Origin of the sequence: Brevundimonas variabilis (assembly GCF_014199945.1) — a bacterium.
GTDB lineage: Bacteria > Pseudomonadota > Alphaproteobacteria > Caulobacterales > Caulobacteraceae > Brevundimonas > Brevundimonas variabilis.
Genome location: NZ_JACHOR010000003.1, coordinates 49,870 through 67,073 on the forward strand (window position 1 = coordinate 49,870; position 17,204 = coordinate 67,073).

Annotated in this window: 24 protein-coding genes; 2 read left to right on the forward strand and 22 right to left on the reverse strand. The window is 62.5% G+C overall.

Annotation, left to right across the window (positions count from 1 at the left end):
* Positions 1 to 15: 15 nt before the first annotated feature.
* The 18 genes from rpsN to GGR13_RS09025 form a co-directional block, all read right to left on the reverse strand.
* Positions 16 to 321: a 30S ribosomal protein S14 gene (gene rpsN, locus GGR13_RS08940; RefSeq protein WP_183213197.1), complete on the reverse strand. Its 306-nt coding sequence runs from the start codon at positions 319 to 321 to the stop codon at positions 16 to 18.
* Between the two features lie 19 nt (positions 322 to 340).
* The gene (gene rplE / locus GGR13_RS08945) at positions 341 to 904 is read right to left on the reverse strand and encodes a 50S ribosomal protein L5 (protein WP_183213198.1); all 564 of its coding nucleotides are present in this window, start codon (positions 902 to 904) and stop codon (positions 341 to 343) included.
* Positions 904 to 1,212 (reverse strand): 50S ribosomal protein L24, encoded by a 309-nt coding sequence (gene rplX, locus GGR13_RS08950; protein WP_183213199.1) that lies wholly within the window; start codon positions 1,210 to 1,212, stop codon positions 904 to 906. Before rplX ends, rplE begins: the two co-directional genes overlap by 1 nt.
* A 2-nt stretch (positions 1,213 to 1,214) precedes the next feature.
* A complete protein-coding gene (gene rplN / locus GGR13_RS08955) occupies positions 1,215 to 1,583 on the reverse strand; it encodes a 50S ribosomal protein L14 (protein ID WP_013268930.1) in 369 nt (122 codons plus the stop codon).
* Between the two features lie 18 nt (positions 1,584 to 1,601).
* Entirely contained in the window at positions 1,602 to 1,853 is a 252-nt protein-coding gene (gene rpsQ, locus GGR13_RS08960; RefSeq protein WP_183213200.1) for a 30S ribosomal protein S17, read from the reverse strand.
* Between the two features lie 9 nt (positions 1,854 to 1,862).
* Positions 1,863 to 2,060, reverse strand: coding sequence for a 50S ribosomal protein L29 (gene rpmC / locus GGR13_RS08965; RefSeq protein ID WP_183213201.1), 198 nt, complete (start codon positions 2,058 to 2,060; stop codon positions 1,863 to 1,865).
* Positions 2,057 to 2,500, reverse strand: a complete 444-nt coding sequence (rplP, locus tag GGR13_RS08970) for a 50S ribosomal protein L16 (RefSeq protein WP_183213202.1) — start codon at positions 2,498 to 2,500, stop codon at positions 2,057 to 2,059. Before rplP ends, rpmC begins: the two co-directional genes overlap by 4 nt.
* 3 nt (positions 2,501 to 2,503) lie before the next feature.
* The gene (rpsC, locus tag GGR13_RS08975) at positions 2,504 to 3,256 is read right to left on the reverse strand and encodes a 30S ribosomal protein S3 (protein WP_183213203.1); all 753 of its coding nucleotides are present in this window, start codon (positions 3,254 to 3,256) and stop codon (positions 2,504 to 2,506) included.
* 1 nt (position 3,257) lies between these two features.
* The gene (rplV, locus tag GGR13_RS08980; RefSeq protein ID WP_183213204.1) at positions 3,258 to 3,638 is read right to left on the reverse strand and encodes a 50S ribosomal protein L22; all 381 of its coding nucleotides are present in this window, start codon (positions 3,636 to 3,638) and stop codon (positions 3,258 to 3,260) included.
* 1 nt (position 3,639) lies between these two features.
* Positions 3,640 to 3,918, reverse strand: a complete 279-nt coding sequence (gene rpsS / locus GGR13_RS08985) for a 30S ribosomal protein S19 (RefSeq protein ID WP_013268924.1) — start codon at positions 3,916 to 3,918, stop codon at positions 3,640 to 3,642.
* A 2-nt stretch (positions 3,919 to 3,920) separates the two neighbouring features.
* Positions 3,921 to 4,754: a 50S ribosomal protein L2 gene (rplB, locus tag GGR13_RS08990; protein WP_183213205.1), complete on the reverse strand. Its 834-nt coding sequence runs from the start codon at positions 4,752 to 4,754 to the stop codon at positions 3,921 to 3,923.
* A gap of 4 nt (positions 4,755 to 4,758) precedes the next feature.
* Entirely contained in the window at positions 4,759 to 5,064 is a 306-nt protein-coding gene (locus GGR13_RS08995) for a 50S ribosomal protein L23 (RefSeq protein WP_183213206.1), read from the reverse strand.
* Complete coding sequence (rplD, locus tag GGR13_RS09000; protein WP_183213207.1) at positions 5,064 to 5,732, reverse strand: 50S ribosomal protein L4; 669 nt, start codon at positions 5,730 to 5,732, stop codon at positions 5,064 to 5,066. The genes GGR13_RS08995 and rplD overlap by 1 nt, the downstream gene beginning before the upstream one ends.
* Positions 5,732 to 6,484 (reverse strand): 50S ribosomal protein L3, encoded by a 753-nt coding sequence (gene rplC / locus GGR13_RS09005; protein ID WP_183213208.1) that lies wholly within the window; start codon positions 6,482 to 6,484, stop codon positions 5,732 to 5,734. Before rplC ends, rplD begins: the two co-directional genes overlap by 1 nt.
* Before the next feature lie 22 nt (positions 6,485 to 6,506).
* Positions 6,507 to 6,812, reverse strand: coding sequence for a 30S ribosomal protein S10 (gene rpsJ, locus GGR13_RS09010; protein ID WP_003164367.1), 306 nt, complete (start codon positions 6,810 to 6,812; stop codon positions 6,507 to 6,509).
* A gap of 359 nt (positions 6,813 to 7,171) precedes the next feature.
* Positions 7,172 to 8,044, reverse strand: coding sequence for a GIN domain-containing protein (locus GGR13_RS09015; RefSeq protein WP_183213209.1), 873 nt, complete (start codon positions 8,042 to 8,044; stop codon positions 7,172 to 7,174).
* A gap of 169 nt (positions 8,045 to 8,213) precedes the next feature.
* A complete protein-coding gene (locus GGR13_RS09020) occupies positions 8,214 to 9,122 on the reverse strand; it encodes a cupin-like domain-containing protein (protein WP_183213210.1) in 909 nt (302 codons plus the stop codon).
* The gene (locus GGR13_RS09025) at positions 9,119 to 10,285 is read right to left on the reverse strand and encodes a GNAT family N-acetyltransferase (RefSeq protein WP_183213211.1); all 1,167 of its coding nucleotides are present in this window, start codon (positions 10,283 to 10,285) and stop codon (positions 9,119 to 9,121) included. Before GGR13_RS09025 ends, GGR13_RS09020 begins: the two co-directional genes overlap by 4 nt.
* A gap of 389 nt (positions 10,286 to 10,674) precedes the next feature.
* On the opposite strand from GGR13_RS09025, the gene GGR13_RS09030 reads away from it, so the two are divergent.
* Positions 10,675 to 11,787, forward strand: coding sequence for a L,D-transpeptidase family protein (locus GGR13_RS09030; protein WP_246347779.1), 1,113 nt, complete (start codon positions 10,675 to 10,677; stop codon positions 11,785 to 11,787).
* Positions 11,788 to 11,877: 90 nt separating this feature from the next.
* On the opposite strand, the gene GGR13_RS09035 is transcribed toward GGR13_RS09030, so the two are convergent.
* From GGR13_RS09035 to lipB, 4 genes are all read right to left on the reverse strand, one after another.
* Entirely contained in the window at positions 11,878 to 13,728 is a 1,851-nt protein-coding gene (locus tag GGR13_RS09035) for an LVIVD repeat-containing protein (protein WP_183213212.1), read from the reverse strand.
* Between the two features lie 23 nt (positions 13,729 to 13,751).
* On the reverse strand, positions 13,752 to 14,381 hold the full coding sequence (locus GGR13_RS09040) for a DUF305 domain-containing protein (protein ID WP_221230585.1): 630 nt from the start codon (positions 14,379 to 14,381) through the stop codon (positions 13,752 to 13,754).
* 89 nt (positions 14,382 to 14,470) lie between these two features.
* Positions 14,471 to 16,090 (reverse strand): ATP-binding protein, encoded by a 1,620-nt coding sequence (locus tag GGR13_RS09045; protein WP_183213214.1) that lies wholly within the window; start codon positions 16,088 to 16,090, stop codon positions 14,471 to 14,473.
* Between the two features lie 59 nt (positions 16,091 to 16,149).
* On the reverse strand, positions 16,150 to 16,872 hold the full coding sequence (lipB, locus tag GGR13_RS09050) for a lipoyl(octanoyl) transferase LipB (protein ID WP_183213215.1): 723 nt from the start codon (positions 16,870 to 16,872) through the stop codon (positions 16,150 to 16,152).
* Positions 16,873 to 16,944: 72 nt separating this feature from the next.
* On the opposite strand from lipB, the gene GGR13_RS09055 reads away from it, so the two are divergent.
* Entirely contained in the window at positions 16,945 to 17,196 is a 252-nt protein-coding gene (locus GGR13_RS09055; protein ID WP_183213216.1) for a FliM/FliN family flagellar motor switch protein, read from the forward strand.
* Positions 17,197 to 17,204: the final 8 nt, after the last annotated feature.

Genomic DNA, 17,204 nt, shown 5'->3' on the forward strand with positions numbered 1-17,204 from the left:
TGTGTGTCGCTCCCCTTACCAGCTGGACTTGGTCAGACCCGGGATCTGACCCAGGTTGCCGAGTTCACGCAGGGCGATACGGCTCATCTTGAGCTTGCGATAGAAGGCCCGCGGACGGCCCGTCACTTCGCAGCGGTTGCGGATACGGACGGCTGCCGAGTTACGCGGCAGTTCGGCCAGCTTCAGGCGAGCTTCGAAGCGCTCTTCCAGAGGCAGGCTCTCGTCGTTGGCGGTCGCCTTGAGGGCGGCCCGCTTTGCGGCATACTTCGCAACCAGGGCCTTGACGGCTTCGTTGCGGTTTACGGCGCTTTTCTTTGCCATTTTTCTTTTCCCTTCCCGCTCAGTTCTTCACGAACGGGAACTTGAACTCGGTCAGAAGCGCGCGGGCTTCGTCGTCAGTCCTGGCCGTGGTGCAGACGATGATGTCCATGCCCCACATCTGGTCGATCTGGTCGTAGTTGATTTCCGGGAACACGATGTGCTCCTTCAGGCCCATGGCGTAGTTGCCACGACCGTCGAAGGACGTCGGCTTCAGGCCACGGAAGTCCTTCACGCGCGGAAGGGCGATCGTGATCAGACGGTCCAGAAACTCGTACATCTGGTCGCCGCGCAAGGTGACCTTGCCGCCGATGACCATGCCTTCGCGCAGCTTGAAACCGGCGATGGAGTTGCGAGCCTTGGTCGGAACCGGCTTCTGACCGGCGATGGCTGCCAGATCCTTGAGAGCCGCATTGGCCTTCTTGGAATCAGCAACGGCCTCGCCGATACCCATGTTCAGCACGATCTTCTCGAGCTTGGGCATCTGCATCGGGTTGGTATAGCCGAACTTCTCGGCCATCACGCCCTTGATGCGGTCATTGTACTCGCTCTTCAGGCGCGGGGTGTATTTCTCGGTCGCGGCCATCAGATGACGTCTCCCGTGGTCTTGGCGAAGCGAACCTTCTTGTCGCCTTCCATGCGGAAGCCGACGCGGCTCGCCTTGCCGTTGGCGTCGGCGATCGCGACGTTCGACAGGTGAAGCGTCGCTTCCTTGTTCTTGATGCCGCCCTGGGGGTCGGCTTGCGAAGGACGGGTGTGACGCTGGACCATGTTCACGCCCTGAACCAGGACGCGGTTTTCGGTCGGCAGCACCTTGGTGACTTCACCAGTGCGGCCCTTGTCTTTCCCGGCCAGGACGACGACGCGGTCGCCCTTCTTGATCTTGGCGGCCATGACTACAGAACCTCCGGAGCCAGCGAGATGATCTTCATGTGGTTCTTGGCGCGCAGTTCGCGGGGAACCGGGCCGAAGATCCGCGTGCCGACAGGCTCGTTCTGCTTGTTGACGATGACGGCTGCCGACTTGTCGAAGCGGATGACCGAGCCGTCCTTGCGCTGGATGTCCTTGGCGGTGCGCACGACGATGGCGCGAACCACTTCACCCTTTTTGACGCGACCACGAGGAATGGCTTCCTTGACGGATGCCACGATCGTGTCGCCCACCGAGGCGTAGCGACGGCCTGCGCCGCCCAACACCTTGATGCACATGACCCGGCGAGCACCCGAATTATCGGCTACCTCCAGGTTAGTTTGCATCTGGATCATAGTGTCAGATCTTTCTGATTACGACGCCGAAGCCGGGGTGTCCTTGGACAGGACTTCCCAGCGCTTCAGCTTGGACTTGGGAGCGCATTCGACGATGCGAGCGACGTCGCCTTCCTTGAAGGCATTCGCCTCGTCGTGAGCGTGGTACTTTTTGGACAGGCGCACGATCTTCTTCATGACCGGGTGCAGCAGCGTGCGTTGGACGACGACGACGACGGTCTTGTCGCCCTTGTCGGACACGACCACGCCTTCAAGAATACGTTTGGGCATAGCGGTTCCTTACGAGGCCGAACGCTTCTCGCGCATAAGCGTCGAGATGCGAGCGATGTCTTTGCGCACTTCACCGACCCGGTGAGTCTTTTCCATCTGACCGGTAGCGGCCTGGAAGCGCAGGTTGAACTGTTCCTTTTTGAGGGACAGCAGCTGGTCGCCCAGCTGGTCGGGAGTCTGGGCCCGAAGGTCAGCGATCTTGGTCATGCAGCAACGTGCTCCACATGCGAGACGCCGGCATCGAGGCGGGTGACCACCTTGGTACGGACCGGCAGCTTGGCGGCACCCAGACGCAGCGCTTCGCGCGCAACATCATCAGCAACGCCGTCGATTTCGAACAGGATACGGCCCGGGTGGCAGCGCGCCGCCCAGTGATCCACCGCGCCCTTGCCCTTGCCCATGCGGACTTCGGCAGGCTTGCCCGAGACGGGAACGTCCGGGAAGATGCGGATCCAGACGCGGCCCTGACGCTTCATTTGACGCGTGATCGCGCGGCGAGCCGCCTCGATCTGACGCGCCGTGATGCGCTCGGGCTCCAGGGTCTTCAGGCCATAGGACCCGAAGTTCAGCGAGAAGCCGCCCTTGGCAGCGCCGTGGATACGGCCCTTGAAGGCCTTGCGGTACTTGGTTTTCTTCGGTTGCAGCATGACTTAGCCCTCACGCCCGCGACGCTGACCGCGGTCGTTACGACCGCCGCGATCACCACCACGGCCTTCGTTCGACGACGGACCGGCAGCTTCCTGGGCCCAGCGCTTGTCCTGCGCCATCGGATCGTGTTCCAGGACCTCACCCTTGAAGACCCAGACCTTCACACCGATGATGCCGTAGGTCGTCTTGGCCTGGATGAAGCCATAGTCGATGTCGGCACGCAGGGTGTGAAGCGGCACGCGACCTTCGCGGTACCATTCCATACGAGCGATTTCGGCACCGCCGAGACGACCCGAGACGTTGATCCGGACGCCCTTGGCACCCAGACGCATCGCGGCCTGCATCGACCGCTTCATGGCGCGACGGAAAGCAATCCGGCGCTCCAGTTGCTGGGCGATGTTCTCGGCGATCAGCTGTGCATCGACTTCCGGCTTGCGGACTTCGACGATGTTCAGGTGAACTTCGCCTTCCGTACGAGCCGAGATGTCCTTGCGGAGCTTCTCGATGTCGGCGCCCTTCTTGCCGATCACGACGCCCGGACGGGCGGCATAGATCGTGACGCGGCACTTCTTGTGGGGGCGCTCGATGATGATGCGCGAAACGCCGGCAGCATTCAGACGCTCCTTCAGCCACGTGCGCAGCTTCAGGTCCTGGTGCAGCAGACGGGCGTAGTCAGCCCCGCCGGCGAACCAGCGGCTGTCCCAGGTGCGGTTCACGCCGAGGCGGAAACCGATCGGATTGATTTTCTGACCCATATCAGGCGGCCTCGCCGGCTTCACGGACCACGATGGTGATCTCGCTGAACGGTTTCAGGATACGCGACGAACGACCACGAGCGCGGCTCGCGAAACGCTTCATCACCAGGTTCTTGCCCACGAAGGCCTCGGCAACGATCAGGTTGTCGATGTCCAGGTTGTGGTTGTTCTCGGCGTTCGAAACCGCCGAATACAGCACCTTGCGAACGTCGTCGGAGATACGCTTGCGCGAGAACTCCAGCTCGTTGAGGGCGCGCTGCACAGGCAGGCCACGGATCGAGGCGGCGACCAGGTTCAGCTTCTGAGGGCTGATCCGGACGTTCACCAGCTTGGCACGGGCTTCGGTCAGGCCGACGCGGCGGGGATTGTTGGTCTTTGGCATGTTACTTCCGCTTCGCCTTCTTGTCCGCGGCGTGGCCGGGGAACGAACGGGTGGGCGAGAACTCGCCCAGTTTCATGCCGACCATGTCCTCGTTCACGTGCACGGGAACGTGCTTGTGACCGTTGTGGACGCCGAACGTCAGACCGACGAACTGCGGCAGGATGGTAGAGCGGCGCGACCAGGTCTTGATCACGTCCTTGCGGCCCGACGTCGAAACGGCGTCGGCCTTCTTGAGCAGATACCCGTCGACAAACGGGCCTTTCCAGGAGGAGCGGGCCATCTTTAGCGAGCCTTCTTAACGTGGCGGGTACGGATGATGTACTTGTCCGTCGACTTGTTCTTGCGGGTGCGCGTGCCCTTGGTGTCCTTGCCCCACGGCGTAACCGGGGTACGACCACCAGAGGTCCGGCCTTCACCACCACCGTGCGGGTGGTCGACCGGGTTCATGGCAACACCGCGAACGTGCGGACGGAAGCCCATGTGACGAACGCGACCAGCCTTGCCGAGGTTCTGGTTCATGTGGTCGGCGTTGGAAACAGCGCCCACCGTGGCCATGCAGCCGTCCAGAACCATGCGCAGCTCGCCCGAGCCGAGGCGGATCTGGGCATAGCCCTGATCGCGACCCACCAGCTGGGCATAGGCACCGGCCGAACGGGCCAGCTGAGCGCCCTTGCCGGGCTTCATTTCCACGCAGTGAATGATCGTGCCGACCGGGATCGAACGCAGCGGCATGGCATTGCCAGGCTTCACGTCGGTCTTTTCGCCGGCCACGATCGTGTCACCCGCCTTCAGGCGTTGCGGGGCGACGATGTAGGCCTTTTCGCCGTCCTCGTACGTGACGAGAGCGATGAAGGCGGTCCGGTTCGGATCGTACTCAAGACGCTCGACGGTCGCCGTCATGAACTTGCGGCGCTTGAAGTCGATCTTGCGATACAGGCGCTTGGCACCACCGCCGCGGAAGCGGACAGCGATACGACCGCCCTGACCGCGTCCACCCGACTTGGTCAGGCCCTCGGTCAGCGACTTCTCGGGACGACCCTTGTGGAGTTCCGAGCGATCGATCAGCACCAAGGCGCGACGGCCCGGCGATGTCGGATTGTATGTTTTCAAGGCCATCTGATCAGAGCCCCGTGGTGACGTCGATCGACTGGCCTTCGGCCAGCGTCACGATCGCTTTTTTGATGTCGACCCGACGACCCATGATGCCGCGGAAGCGCTTGGTCTTGCCCTTTTGAACCAGGGTGTTGACCTTCAGGACGTTGACCTTGAACAGGCTTTCGACCGCAGCAGCGATCTCGTCCTTGGTCGAGGTTCCGGAAACGCGGAACACGACCTTGTTCTGCTCCGACAGGATCGTCGCCTTCTCGGTGATGATCGGCGACAGGATGGTGTCGTAGTGTTTTGCGGTTGGATTGGCGCCGGCCATTACGCGGCTTCCTTCTGAGCTTGCTCGCGACGCGAGGGCTTGTAGTCGGCATAGGTGGCCTCGATGGCCTCCACGGCGGACTTCGACAGCACCAGCTTGTCAGCGCGCAGGATGTCATAGACGTTCAGACCGGCGTTCGGCAGCACGTCAACCATCGGGATGTTGCGAGCAGCCAGACCGAAGTTCACGTCGACTTCCGGTCCGGCGATGATCAGCGTGCGGGTCCAGCCCAGCTTGCCGAACGTTTCGCGCAGGGCGGCCGTCTTGGCGTCCTTGACCGTCAGGGCGTCGACCACGACCAGGTCGCCGGCCTTGGCCTTGGCGGACAGGGCGTGACGCAGGGCGAGAGCGCGAACCTTCTTGGGCAGGGAGAAGCCATGGTCGCGAACGACCGGGCCGAAGGCACGCGAACCACCGACGAACTGCGGGGCGCGACGCGAACCGTGACGAGCGCCGCCGGTTCCCTTCTGCTTGTACATCTTCTTGCCGGTACGCGAGTTCTCGTTCCGGGTCTGCACCTTGTGGGTACCGGCACGGCGCTTGGCCAGCTGCCAGTTGACGTAACGGGCCAGGAGATCGCCGCGGATGTCAGAGATGCCGAAAACGGCGTCCGACAGTTCGACGTCACCGGCGGCACCGCCGTCGAGTTTGATGACCGAGAGTTTCATTACGCTTCACCGCCTTCGACGGTCTCGACCGAGGCTGGCTCTTCAGCCGGCGTTTCGGCGGGAGCCGCATCGACCTGACCATTCTTCTTGAACGAGCCGGGGAACGGCAGGTCAGCGAACGGCTTCTTGTGCGCGTCGCGGACCTTGACCCACGAACCTTCGTGGCCGGGGACAGCGCCCTTGACCATCAGCAGACCACGCTCGACGTCCACGCGGACGATCGTCAGGTTCTGCGTGGTGACCACCTCGTTACCGAGTTGGCCGGCCATCTTCTTGCCCTTGAAGGTCTTGCCCGGATCCTGTCGCTGACCGGTGGAACCCAGCGAACGGTGCGACACGGACACACCGTGTGACGCCCGCAGACCGCCGAAGTTCCAGCGCTTCATACCGCCCTGGAAGCCCTTGCCGATCGTCTCGCCCTGGATGTCCACCTTCTGGCCGGCGACGAAATGGTCGGCCGAAAGAGTGGCACCCACGTCGATCAGCGCGTCTTCCGACACGCGGAACTCGGCGACGATGTGCTTGGGCTCGACTTCTGCATTCGCAAACGTCGTGCGTTGAGCCTTGTTGGTGTTCTTTGCCTTTTTGGCTCCGGCACCGAGTTGCAGGGCGACGTAGCCGTCCCGCTCCTTGGTACGCTGGCCCACGACCTGGCAGCCATCAAGCTCCAGAATCGTGACCGGGATATGCGCGCCATCTTCAGCGAAGAGACGCGTCATTCCCAGTTTTTTGGCGATCACGCCCGTGCGCATATCGGATCCCGCCTTTGTTTCTTTAAATCTTGATCTCGACGTCCACGCCAGCGGACAGGTCGAGCTTCATGAGCGCGTCCACGGTCTGCGGGGTGGGGTCGACGATGTCGAGGACACGCTTGTGCGTGCGGATTTCAAACTGCTCGCGCGACTTCTTATCGACGTGCGGCGAGCGGTTCACGGTGAATTTTTCGATCAGGGTCGGCAGCGGAATCGGACCGCGAACGGTCGCGCCGGTGCGCTTGGCCGTGTTGACGATTTCGCGCGTCGAAAAATCGAGGACGCGGTGATCGAAGGCCTTGAGCCTGATGCGGATGCTTTGATCCATATCGGTCGTATTTCCCAAGCAGGCGAACCTGCGTCCCTGTGAACCATTTCAAAGACCGGAGGCCTTCGGGCACGGATGCCCTCAGAGTACGCACGTCCGCAAAAACGATCGGCCCACGCAGTCGCCCGCGAGAGCCGTTGAAGTCCTGGTCATCTGCAAAGAACAGTGTCTCAGGTCGTTCCTGCGGACCGCGTCTGCAACTCGCCCCGGGGGGTTCGCTGCACAGCCGGTCCAACAAGAGTTGGCGCTTATGACGATCGATTCCGATTTGGTCAAGCCGCCTTTGGTTCCAAGGCACGAAAAAGGCCCGGGAGGGTTCCAATCGCCCGGGCCTTCTCTCGACGATCGAATGACGGGTCTTAAGGCCCGACGATCACCCGACCGGAGCCCGGAGTGCTGCGCGATAGATTCCCGGTGACGGACGCGAGACGGATGTCACCAGACCCGGCGACATTGGCTTCAGCATCCCGCGCGCGTCCCCGGAAGGCGATATCGCCCGACCCCATGATGTTGGCTTCGACGTTTGTCGCTTCTCCTCCACGCACCTCGATATTGCCGGAGCCCAGGATATTGGCCTCGAGATCTCCGTCCACGCGCGCCACGTCGATATTGCCTGAGCCCAGAATGTTCGCTTCCAGATCGCGCGTCGCGCCAGCGGTGATGTTTCCGGACCCTGCGATGTTGACCTCAAGCGAACGCGATGTCCCGGCCCGGAAGTCGCCCGAGCCAGCCAGCGACAGTTCGAGGCTCCCCGTCGTGTTTGCGACGGTCCAGTTCCCGCAACCGCCATTGCCGACCGCGATCGATGTCGCGCCACGCCCGACGGAACCATAGACCGCGCCGCTTTCCACCGACACCTCCACGTCGCGCGGCGTGCGCAGCACGATCAGCGGCGCTTCACTCAGGTTGACCCGTCCAAACTGGCGCAGTTCGACCGAGGCCCCCTCCCCCGGTTGGCGGCGATCACCACCTCCACTTCGGCAGTTGCGGATCGCGTTGCGACCCAGATCACCGTCGATACGGACCTGATTGCCCCGCCGAATGACCCTGGGTGCCGGGAGGTTCGCCGAGCCCGGTTCGATCTCGACGCCGACATCGGTCCGGTCCTCGACGATGACGACGACGCGCGCCACGGCATTCCGGAGCTCGACCTCCTGGGCCGAGGCCGGCGCGGCCATTGCGACGGTGGCCAGGGCGGCCAGCGATACGGCGGATGCGATGACGGTCTTCATGACGACGGGTCCCTCTGCGGTGTTGATGCAAAGGTGCCGTCACGATCCCGGGGAGTCATTTTAACTCGACGTCATGACGTCGAATTCATCTTGGACCGGTTGCCTACTGGCTGCTTTCCCCAGGCGTGAGGAAGCCAGCTGATGGGTTGAGCTGCGGCTGGCGCAGGGTTCACGCCCGGATCGCGCCGGCCCCGTCAGCCGCGCCGATCTCCGGCTCGAAGTCCCGCTCGAAGGTCGCGATCCGGCTCTTCAGCCCGCCGACACGCTTCAACGCCAGCGACGCTGCCCAGCGGGCCGCAAGCTCCGGCATGGCCATGCCGTCCGTGAAACGGGGCGACAGTCCGCGGCTGCGCAACACGGCGTTGGTATAAAGTGCGCCGTTGCGAAGCCGCGACGGCCAGGTCTGAAAGTCCATCGACAACGATACACAGAACCGGTCCAGGTTCTCGACCCTGTGCGGCGCGTAGAGCGGCCACGTCAGGGCCTCGCCGGGTTCAAGATCTATCACCCGGGCATACGCCTCGAACGCGCGGCTGTAGGGAATTTCTTCCGCGGTCTGTCGCGCCACAACCTGTTCCATCGCGATCTCCGGAAGATGGGTCTCGTCGCCCGGATACACGAACAGCCGCTTGCGACCCCGCATATGGAACAGCACGACCCCTGACGCGTCGAAATGATAGGGTACCTTTGCCGCCGGCGACGACAGGATCAACTGGCCGGCATTCTTGACGGCCTTCATCCCCGGATAGGTCGCCTGGATGTCTTTGAACGCCTCCATGGCGGCGGCCCAAAGCGCTGGACAGCCCGTTTCCACGCCCCTGAGATTGACCCACAACCGACCGCCCTGGATGGCTTCCAGCAAACCTTCGCCTGACAAACGTCCCCGTGCTCCGGTTTTCAGCGAAGCCTGACCCTCGTCATCATAGTCGTACAGGTTGATATCGATCAGATGCGCCGGATAGGTGTCCAACACCTGAGCCAGTGCGGCGTCGGCCGCAAAGCCCCGAGCGTTCAAAGTATGGGGATGCTTCTTCGCCTCTGCGATCGGGCCGGGATAGCGCGTACGACGGTCATTCATTGTGGATCCAGGGCCGCTGCTATCGGTGCGGGAGCCTTGCACGTCACTTTGTTCAGCGCTGCGCCGACGGCACCCAGAGCGCCCTTTACGCGGTCAATCCGGTTCGTTTCACACGCCTCGATCGCTGACCACCGCCGCCGGACGCTGATTTTCAGCTTCTCGGCGCGATCGGGATCCGCTGTCGCCATCACACCGGCCACGGCCTCGGTTACTGCGGCGCGGAAGCCGGGCCGCTGGACAAAGGCCTCCCTCACGACCTGTGACGTGTCGCAGAAGTACTTCTTGTATCCCTCGCCACCAAAGCCAAAGTCGAAGACGCGGTAACCCTGTTCGGACGCTAACCGCATGGTGTCCAGAGTAAGCAGAATGCCGGGCGAACACCGAGACAGTCGCGGCTCATAGGCTGGAAACCAGAAATGGTAGTGCCCGCCAGCATGCAGGGAGTATTCCACTGCGGTCAGCTTGCCGCCTGCCCACATCGCCGCAAGCGAACCGCCAAAGCCATCGCTCGCCCCCGCCATCAGGTCGCGCAGGAGTTGCTGCGTCCACCCGCAGGCGAAGACGTCGTGTCGTCCCGTACGTCGATACTGGGCCCGCTTCAGATCGATCAGATGATCAAGCATTGCCGGATCCTTGATGCCCAGCTCAACCCGCACCTCACCCAGTTCCGTCTCAAGGCTCCTTCGCGCGCGTTCCTTGTCCTTGTAATATTTGCCCCAGGTTTGGCGACGCTCGGCATACCAGTCTGCGTAACCCTCTGGCATTGTTACCAGAAGGGTTTCACGCGGCTCGCCAGCGGTCGCCGTCCCGACCCAGGCCCCGACATTCAGGCGGGTCGCGTTCATGACCGAGGCAACCTCCTCAAGCGAAGGCGCCTCGCCTCGCAGGGCAATAACCCCGTGATAGTCGTTCATTGGCGCAGCCAGAGGCTGGATCGACGATCCGCGTCGCTGGTGCGGGAAAAAGCCGATCGTGCGGTTTCCCCTGCGAAACACCGCGACAGCCGCATGCGGGCTTACCCGCGCCGCGATCCTTGTGAAGTCAGGATGGAAATAGGGGCTGGCAAGCTCCGGATTGCCGGCGAGCATGGCGTGCCAAAGCGCGATGTCCGTCGCGTCGAGAGCTTCCACTCCGACGATCTCGACCCGCAAGGTCCCGCTCATCTCGTCCCGCCTCATTATGGCTGATGCTTCGATAATGCCCGCGCGGCATTGCGACGGGGTTTAGGCACAGGGTGAATCGATCCCTAAAAGGAGCCTCAAAGGCGATCGTGCGTTGGTCTGTCCCGCTCACGGAACTGATCCGCATGACGACCCCCGACCCCCGCCAATCCGAAAACGAAAACCTCCGTCCACCCGCCAACGATGGCGAGCCCCCTCGCCCGGCAACGGAGCCAGAAGGCTCAGAGGGGTCGAGTAACTCTGGCAAAACGGAAACGGACCCCGCAACCGGCGAACAGAATCCCACAGACTAAGCCTCGGGATCGCTGGAGGCATAGGAACGCAGGAGTCTCTGGCGGAGTTAGAGAAGCTCACTTTCGCTAAGGACTGCCATGCGTTTCAACCGAATGTCACCGATCGCCGCAATCGTCTTGATGGCGTGCAGCGGTGCGGAACCTGCGAACGTCACGACCGAACCCGCACGCCCAGCTTCGCCCGTCGTCGGTGTGGGCTCGGACACAGCGCTTCGACAGGCGATCGAGACAGCGACATTTCAGCCAGGCTCCGCAAAGGCCGCCGGCCCCGCCTTCACCGCTACAAGCAGGCAAACGCCGCAACCGCCGGCATCTGGATCCAAGCCAGCCGTCTCGTCTGCAGGCGGGATCGATCCGGGTCTGATCCGCGCCCAGATCCTTCTGGATCGCGCCGCTTTTTCGCCGGGCGTGATCGATGGGCTTCCTGGCGAGAATTCGACACAGGCGATTGCTGCCTACGAAAAAGCGAATGGCCTGCCCGAAGACGGAATCCTGGATGCCCAGGTCTTTGCCAGACTTGTCGCAAGCGACAAGGGGGTCGTTCTACAGGACTACACCCTGACGACGGCTGACATAGCGGGGCCCTACCTTGGAACAGTGCCTGAAAGCCTTGAGGCACAGGCAGAACTTGAGAGTGTCGGCTATGCCACGATTATGGAAGGCCTGGCAGAGCGCTTCCATACAACCGAGGCGCTGTTGGCGACGCTGAACCCCGGTGCCGACCTGACACGCTCTGGCACGGTGCTCGTGGTTCCTGCCGTTAGCCCCATGAAACTTGCGGCCGATGTGGCCCGCATTACCGTCGACAAAACCGAGCGGTCGGTGCGCGCCTATGATGCCTCGGACAGGCTGATCGCCTTTTACCCGGCGACGATCGGCAGCGCGGAACGCCCGGCCCCTTCCGGCACAGTCACGGTTGTGGGTGTCGCTCCGGAGCCGAACTATACCTACGATCCGACGCGGGTAACCTTTGATCGGGGAGATAAGAAGCTTGTCATTCCGGCGGGGCCGAACAATCCGGTTGGGTCTGTCTGGATCGACCTGTCGCGCGACACGTACGGGATTCACGGCACGCCCGACCCTTCGAAGATCGGCAAGACCTTCTCCAGCGGATGTGTCCGGCTGACAAACTGGGACGCCGAGCAGCTGGCGGCCAGCGTCAAGCCTGGGGTCGAGGTCCGGTTTCTGTAACGTTGCCTTCCGGCTCGTCGACCTTGAAGACGGCCGAAAAAAAGGGCGGGTGATCTCGATCACCCGCCCTTCATCCTCAAGGTCTTAGGGTCAGCCGGCCATTCGTTCGAACAGTCCAGCGAGCGCCTTCATGCGCATCTGGTCTGCACCCGTCGCCTTCTCAGACTCTGCGTTCAGGGTGCGAGCCAGTCGAGCCGCTCCGCGGGAATCTGGCGACCCTGCACGCCACGGGTCGATCTGGCTACGGACCTCTGTGGCGAGTTCGGCATTCACGGCCGAAGCGCGGGTCAATTGATCCAGATAGGCTGTGGCCACGTCTGGGGTATCGGCCCAGACAGCCCGGGTCTGGGTCTGCGGGTTTATCGTGGCGACCATGACACTTTCTGCCGCAGCGATCTCCGCCGCCGACAGATACTGGCTTGGCACGAGCTTGAGCACGTCCAGGCCACGCGCAATCTCGCTCGAATAGATCCGTCCATTCAGCCAGTAAGCGGACCATGACCCACCCACGACCATTTTCGAGGCGTCGATCGGGCCCCGGTCGAAGTAGGCGATCTCGGTCGGGCGATTGGGGTCGGTAAAGTCCATGATGGACACCCCGCCCTGATACCAAGCTTGAACCATCAGGTCGCGCCCGGGCACAGGGATCAGGGTTCCGTTGTGAGCGACGCAGTTTTCGGTCGCCATCTGGATACCGGGCAGCTTGTAGAAATTCCGCCCTTCCATCGTGCGGTCTTCCCGGACCGAAGCGATCAGGTTGGCACCCCAGTTGGCCGGGTCCTCGGCACGGCAGCGTGGCGACGTTCCGCCGCCCCATTCGTCCGTGAAGACGATCTTGTCCCCGATGTTGTTGAACGTGGCCGAGTGCCAGTAGGCCATGTCCGGATCGAACAGATCGGATACCCGCTTCGGCGCTTCCGGGTTGGAAATGTCGAGGAGGATGCCGTTGCCGCTGCATGCCCCCGCCGCCAGGTTCAGTTCCGGATAGACCGTTATGTCGTGGCAATGGTTGGTTCCGGCAGTGCGCTGGCTGGACACGCCAGACCGTCCCCCCTTCCAGAGGCCGGCAATGGCTCCTGTTTCGGCATCGGCAAAGATCCGCGGGCGCGCCACGATGGCGGCCTGCTCTGGAGCATCGAGCGGCACCTTGATAACATCAATCGAATACAGTGCTGTCTCGGCATTCGTGCCAGGCTCGCCGTCAGAACAGATCGAGAGCTCGTCGGTTTTCCGCACCCCCGATGTTGCCGAGTTATAGATGTAAAGCACATTTGGGTCTGACGCGCTGGGCAGCAGGGTATGGGTGTGCGACCCGCGGCACGTCTGAACAGCGGCCACCTGGCGCGGTGCATTCAGGTCGGAGATATCGAAGATCCGGACGCCACGGAAACGTTCGGCGTTGACCTCGCCCTCGGCGTCCTTGACGCCGCAATCCAGCCGCGCGCGGTTCTGCTCGACCGACATGAACAGCAGGTTGCCGTGGACCGAGACGTCGCCCTGCCCGCCTGGACAGACCACCGACAGCACCAGTTCGGGGGCACCGCCTCGCGAGACGTCATAGCCGTTGAAGCCGTGGAAATTTCCCACAAACAGACGGCCGTTGGACATCGCCATATCGCTGTTGGCCAGGGCAAGGGCGCTGTAGCGCGGCGGACTTGCGCGATTGCGGGCCTGCAGCGCCTCGGCTTCGGCACGGTTCGTCGGGGGGGCAAACAGGGCGTCAGGATCGAAGAAGCCGGGGGGCGGCGCGACCGAATACTCCAGGGCAAGATTGGAAGCGGCAATCCCGGCATCACGCAAACCCCCGGTCAAGGCCGTCCGGGCATCCGGGAACACGGCAGGGGGACGCGGACCGGCGGGGGCCTGGGCTTGCGCCTGACCGACGGAAAACAGCAGACTCAGCGCAGCGGCAGAGCTGAACAGGCAGGATCGGATGGTCATGTTACGCCCCTCAATGTGGTCGTTCAAAGTTCGGATAGAATGGACTGCATTCGCAGGATTTCGGCCGACTGGTCGGCCACGACCGAGGTCGCAAAGTCCGAAAGCATTGGGTCTTCGGCCGCGTCCGGATTGGCATTCAGTTCGTCGACCATGTCCAGCGCACCCTGATGGTGCCGGATCATCCCCTCCAGAAACAGACGATCGAAGGCAGGGCCCGTCGCTGCGGCCAGCCCAGCCATCTGGTTCGGTGTCAGCATTCCGGCCATCAGGGCATGGTCACCCATATCATGACCCGCATGCATTCCGGCCATGCCCGGCATCTCGAGCGGCTGTCCCCGGGTGTTGAGCCAGTCGCGCATCAGATCGATTTCTGCCGCCTGACTGGACGCAATCCGCTGTCCCAGACGCCGCACCGTCTCATTGGCCGCGCGCGTCTGCAGGAGGTCCACCATTTCTACAGCCTGACCGTGATGCACGATCATGTGCTGCATGAAGGCGACATCGGCCGGAATGAACGTTGTCCGCCCGAGATCGACGGCTTCGGCCTGGGTAATGACGCGCGCGGGTGCGCCTGGCGCTCCGGGCTGGAAGATCGGTGCAGACTGTTGGCTGAGAATGCTGCTCAAGGCTGCGGCGATCAGAATACCAGACACGGGGAACAAGGCAGCACGCTCCGGCAGACCGTCTTTCGGTCGTCGCAGACTAAGGTCCAGTTCGTCGACTGAGCAAGGATATTCGGCCGTCAGTCGTCCAGCACGACCGCATCGATCCCTTCAAGAAGACTGATCGCCGTTATCGGCTTGGCGACATGCAGATCCGCGCCGGCCTTGTGGGCATGGGCCCGATGCTCTGCCATGGCGTTGGCGCTGAGCATGATGACGGGAGTGCGAACCCGCTCCGGACGACGTGCCTCAACGGCACGAATGGCGCGGGTCGCCGTCAGGCCATCCATGACAGGCATCTGCATGTCCATCAGGACTACATCGAAGACCTCGGCTTCAAAAGCTGCGAGGGCCTTGGCCCCGTCACTGCACGTCACGACGTGCGCACCTTGCGTTCCCAGGATCAACTGCACCACTCGCTGATTGGTGGGATGATCCTCGGCCAGCAGGACGCGCAGGCGGCTCTGACGTACAGCCGTAGCCGTGCGTTTCGGAGCTCCACCTGCCCTTCGACTGTCATAGTCGGCGAGGCTTTCGACGCGGTTCAGGGGAAGAGTGACCTTGAACCGGCTCCCTGCTCCGGGCTGTGACTCTGCCGTGATCGTGCCACCCATCATTTCGACGAGGGACCGCGAAATGGACAGGCCCAGGCCTGTCCCGCCGAACCTGCGGGTGATTGTGGCATCGGCCTGGCTGAAGCGGTCAAACAGCCGGGCTGCGTGTTCAGCGTCGAAGCCAACCCCGGTGTCCTGAACGTCCAACGTCAGCATTGTGGGCCCGGCCGTGTTCGTGACGTCGACCCGCACGGAAACATGACCGTGGATGGTGAATTTCACGGCGTTAGACAGCAGGTTTCCGAGGACCTGACGGATACGCGTACTGTCACCCACGAAGACGCCTCGGGCTGCCTCACCGCGTTCCACATGGAGGCGCAGCCCTTTGTCTTCCGCATTTGACTGGGCCACATCGAGACAGGAAAGGAGGGCTTCGTCGAGGTCGAAGGGACGGCTCTCGATATCGAATTGGCCGGCCTCGATCTTGGACACGTCCAGAATGTCCGACACCAGACGTTCCAGCGTGACGCCCGAGTCTCGGATCATCGCTACCATCTCGGTCTGCTCGGCGCTCAGGGCGGTTCGAGACAGGGCATCGACGATCCCGATCACGCCATTCAAGGGCGTCCGGATTTCATGACTCATGTTGGCGAGAAAGTCGGACTTGGCCTTGCTTGCTGCCTCCGCGGCGGCCTTTGCCTCGACCAGAGCGGCTTCATTTGCGACCCGCTCGGTTACGTCACGGGCTACGGCATAGATTCGTTCACCGAACCTCTGCGCACGCCACTCCAGGGTTCGGTAACTCCCGTCCTTGTGCCGATAGCGGTTCACGTGGCCGAGAACGGGCGCTCCGGCACGGCGATTTTCAACCTCGACAATGCTGGTGTGCGTGCCTGGAAGATCGTCGGGATGCACCAGTCTGAGAAGTCCGCTGCCTTCTATTTCATCGGGGCGATAGCCAAGCGTGGTTTCCCACGACCGGCTGACCTTGACCACCCGGCCCTCGAGATCCCGGATACACAGGAGGTCCAGGGATACGTCAAAGAAGGTGGCAAGGTCCATCGACGGTGATGCACAACCAGTGGCGATGGCATTGGGACGATCACCCTGATCGGCAGGCGACGGAGCAAGCGCAAAAGACGTCATGATCGGCTACTGAAATCCCGTCGAGGTCTCTGGACGGTGACATGACTAACGGTTGACGGTTAAGCCCAGGTATCCGAAGCGACATCAACCGTGCCGCCAAAGACCCGCTGGAAGCTCGCCTTGAGTGCTGCATCCGCGTCATCCATCGTCGCGAGGACGCCCAGGTCGACCAGACTTGTCACCCCGTGCTCGGCGATTCCGCACGGTACGATCCCATTGAAATGGTCGAGATCCGGCTCGACGTTCAGGCTGATGCCGTGGAAGCTGACCCACTTTCGAACCTTTACGCCGATGGCTGCGATTTTGTCTTCGCGGGTCCAGCCGGGCCCCTTGCGTTCAACCCAGACACCGACCCGACCTTCGCGGGTCCCGGCTGGCACGCCAAAGACGTCAAGCGCGCTGATGATCCAGGCCTCCAGACTGCGCACAAGGCCACGGACATCTCTTCCACGAGCGTTCAGATCCAGCATGACGTAGGCCACGCGCTGGCCTGGGCCGTGATAGGTAAACTGCCCGCCACGGCCCGTTCGATGAACGGGAAATCGCCCGGCATCCAGAAGATCGGCGTCCCGCGACGATACGCCCGCAGTGTAAAGGGGCGGGTGCTCCAGCAACCAGACCCGCTCTGCCGCAGCACCGGATGCGATCGCAGCGACCCTCGCCTCCATTTCGGCCACTGCCAGATCGTAATCCACCAGTCCCGTGGCCACACACCATTCGACTGGTCGGCCATCCGTCCGATGCAGAGAGGAAAGGGCTTCGCTTAACGGCTCGGAAAGCATGAAGGCCTCAATGTGAGCAATAGGGCCTCCTTGCAAGATGATCTAGCAAACGGACCGGTAACCGGATTTTTCATGAGTCAGATCGAAGCCGTCGATGTCGAGATCTCGGTCGTACTGGGACGATCGGTGCTACCCATGTCCCAGCTGCTGCGCATGGGTCGGGGCGCCGTCATTCCGCTGGACGCGTCGGAGCATGACGAGGTCTGGATTCTGGCGAACAATCATCCCGTAGCGCGCGGCGAGATTGAAATCCGCGACGACCGGATTGCCATCACTGTGACGCGGGCGGCTGACGTGTACGATTTCATGGCAGGGTCAGCCTAGGGCGGAAC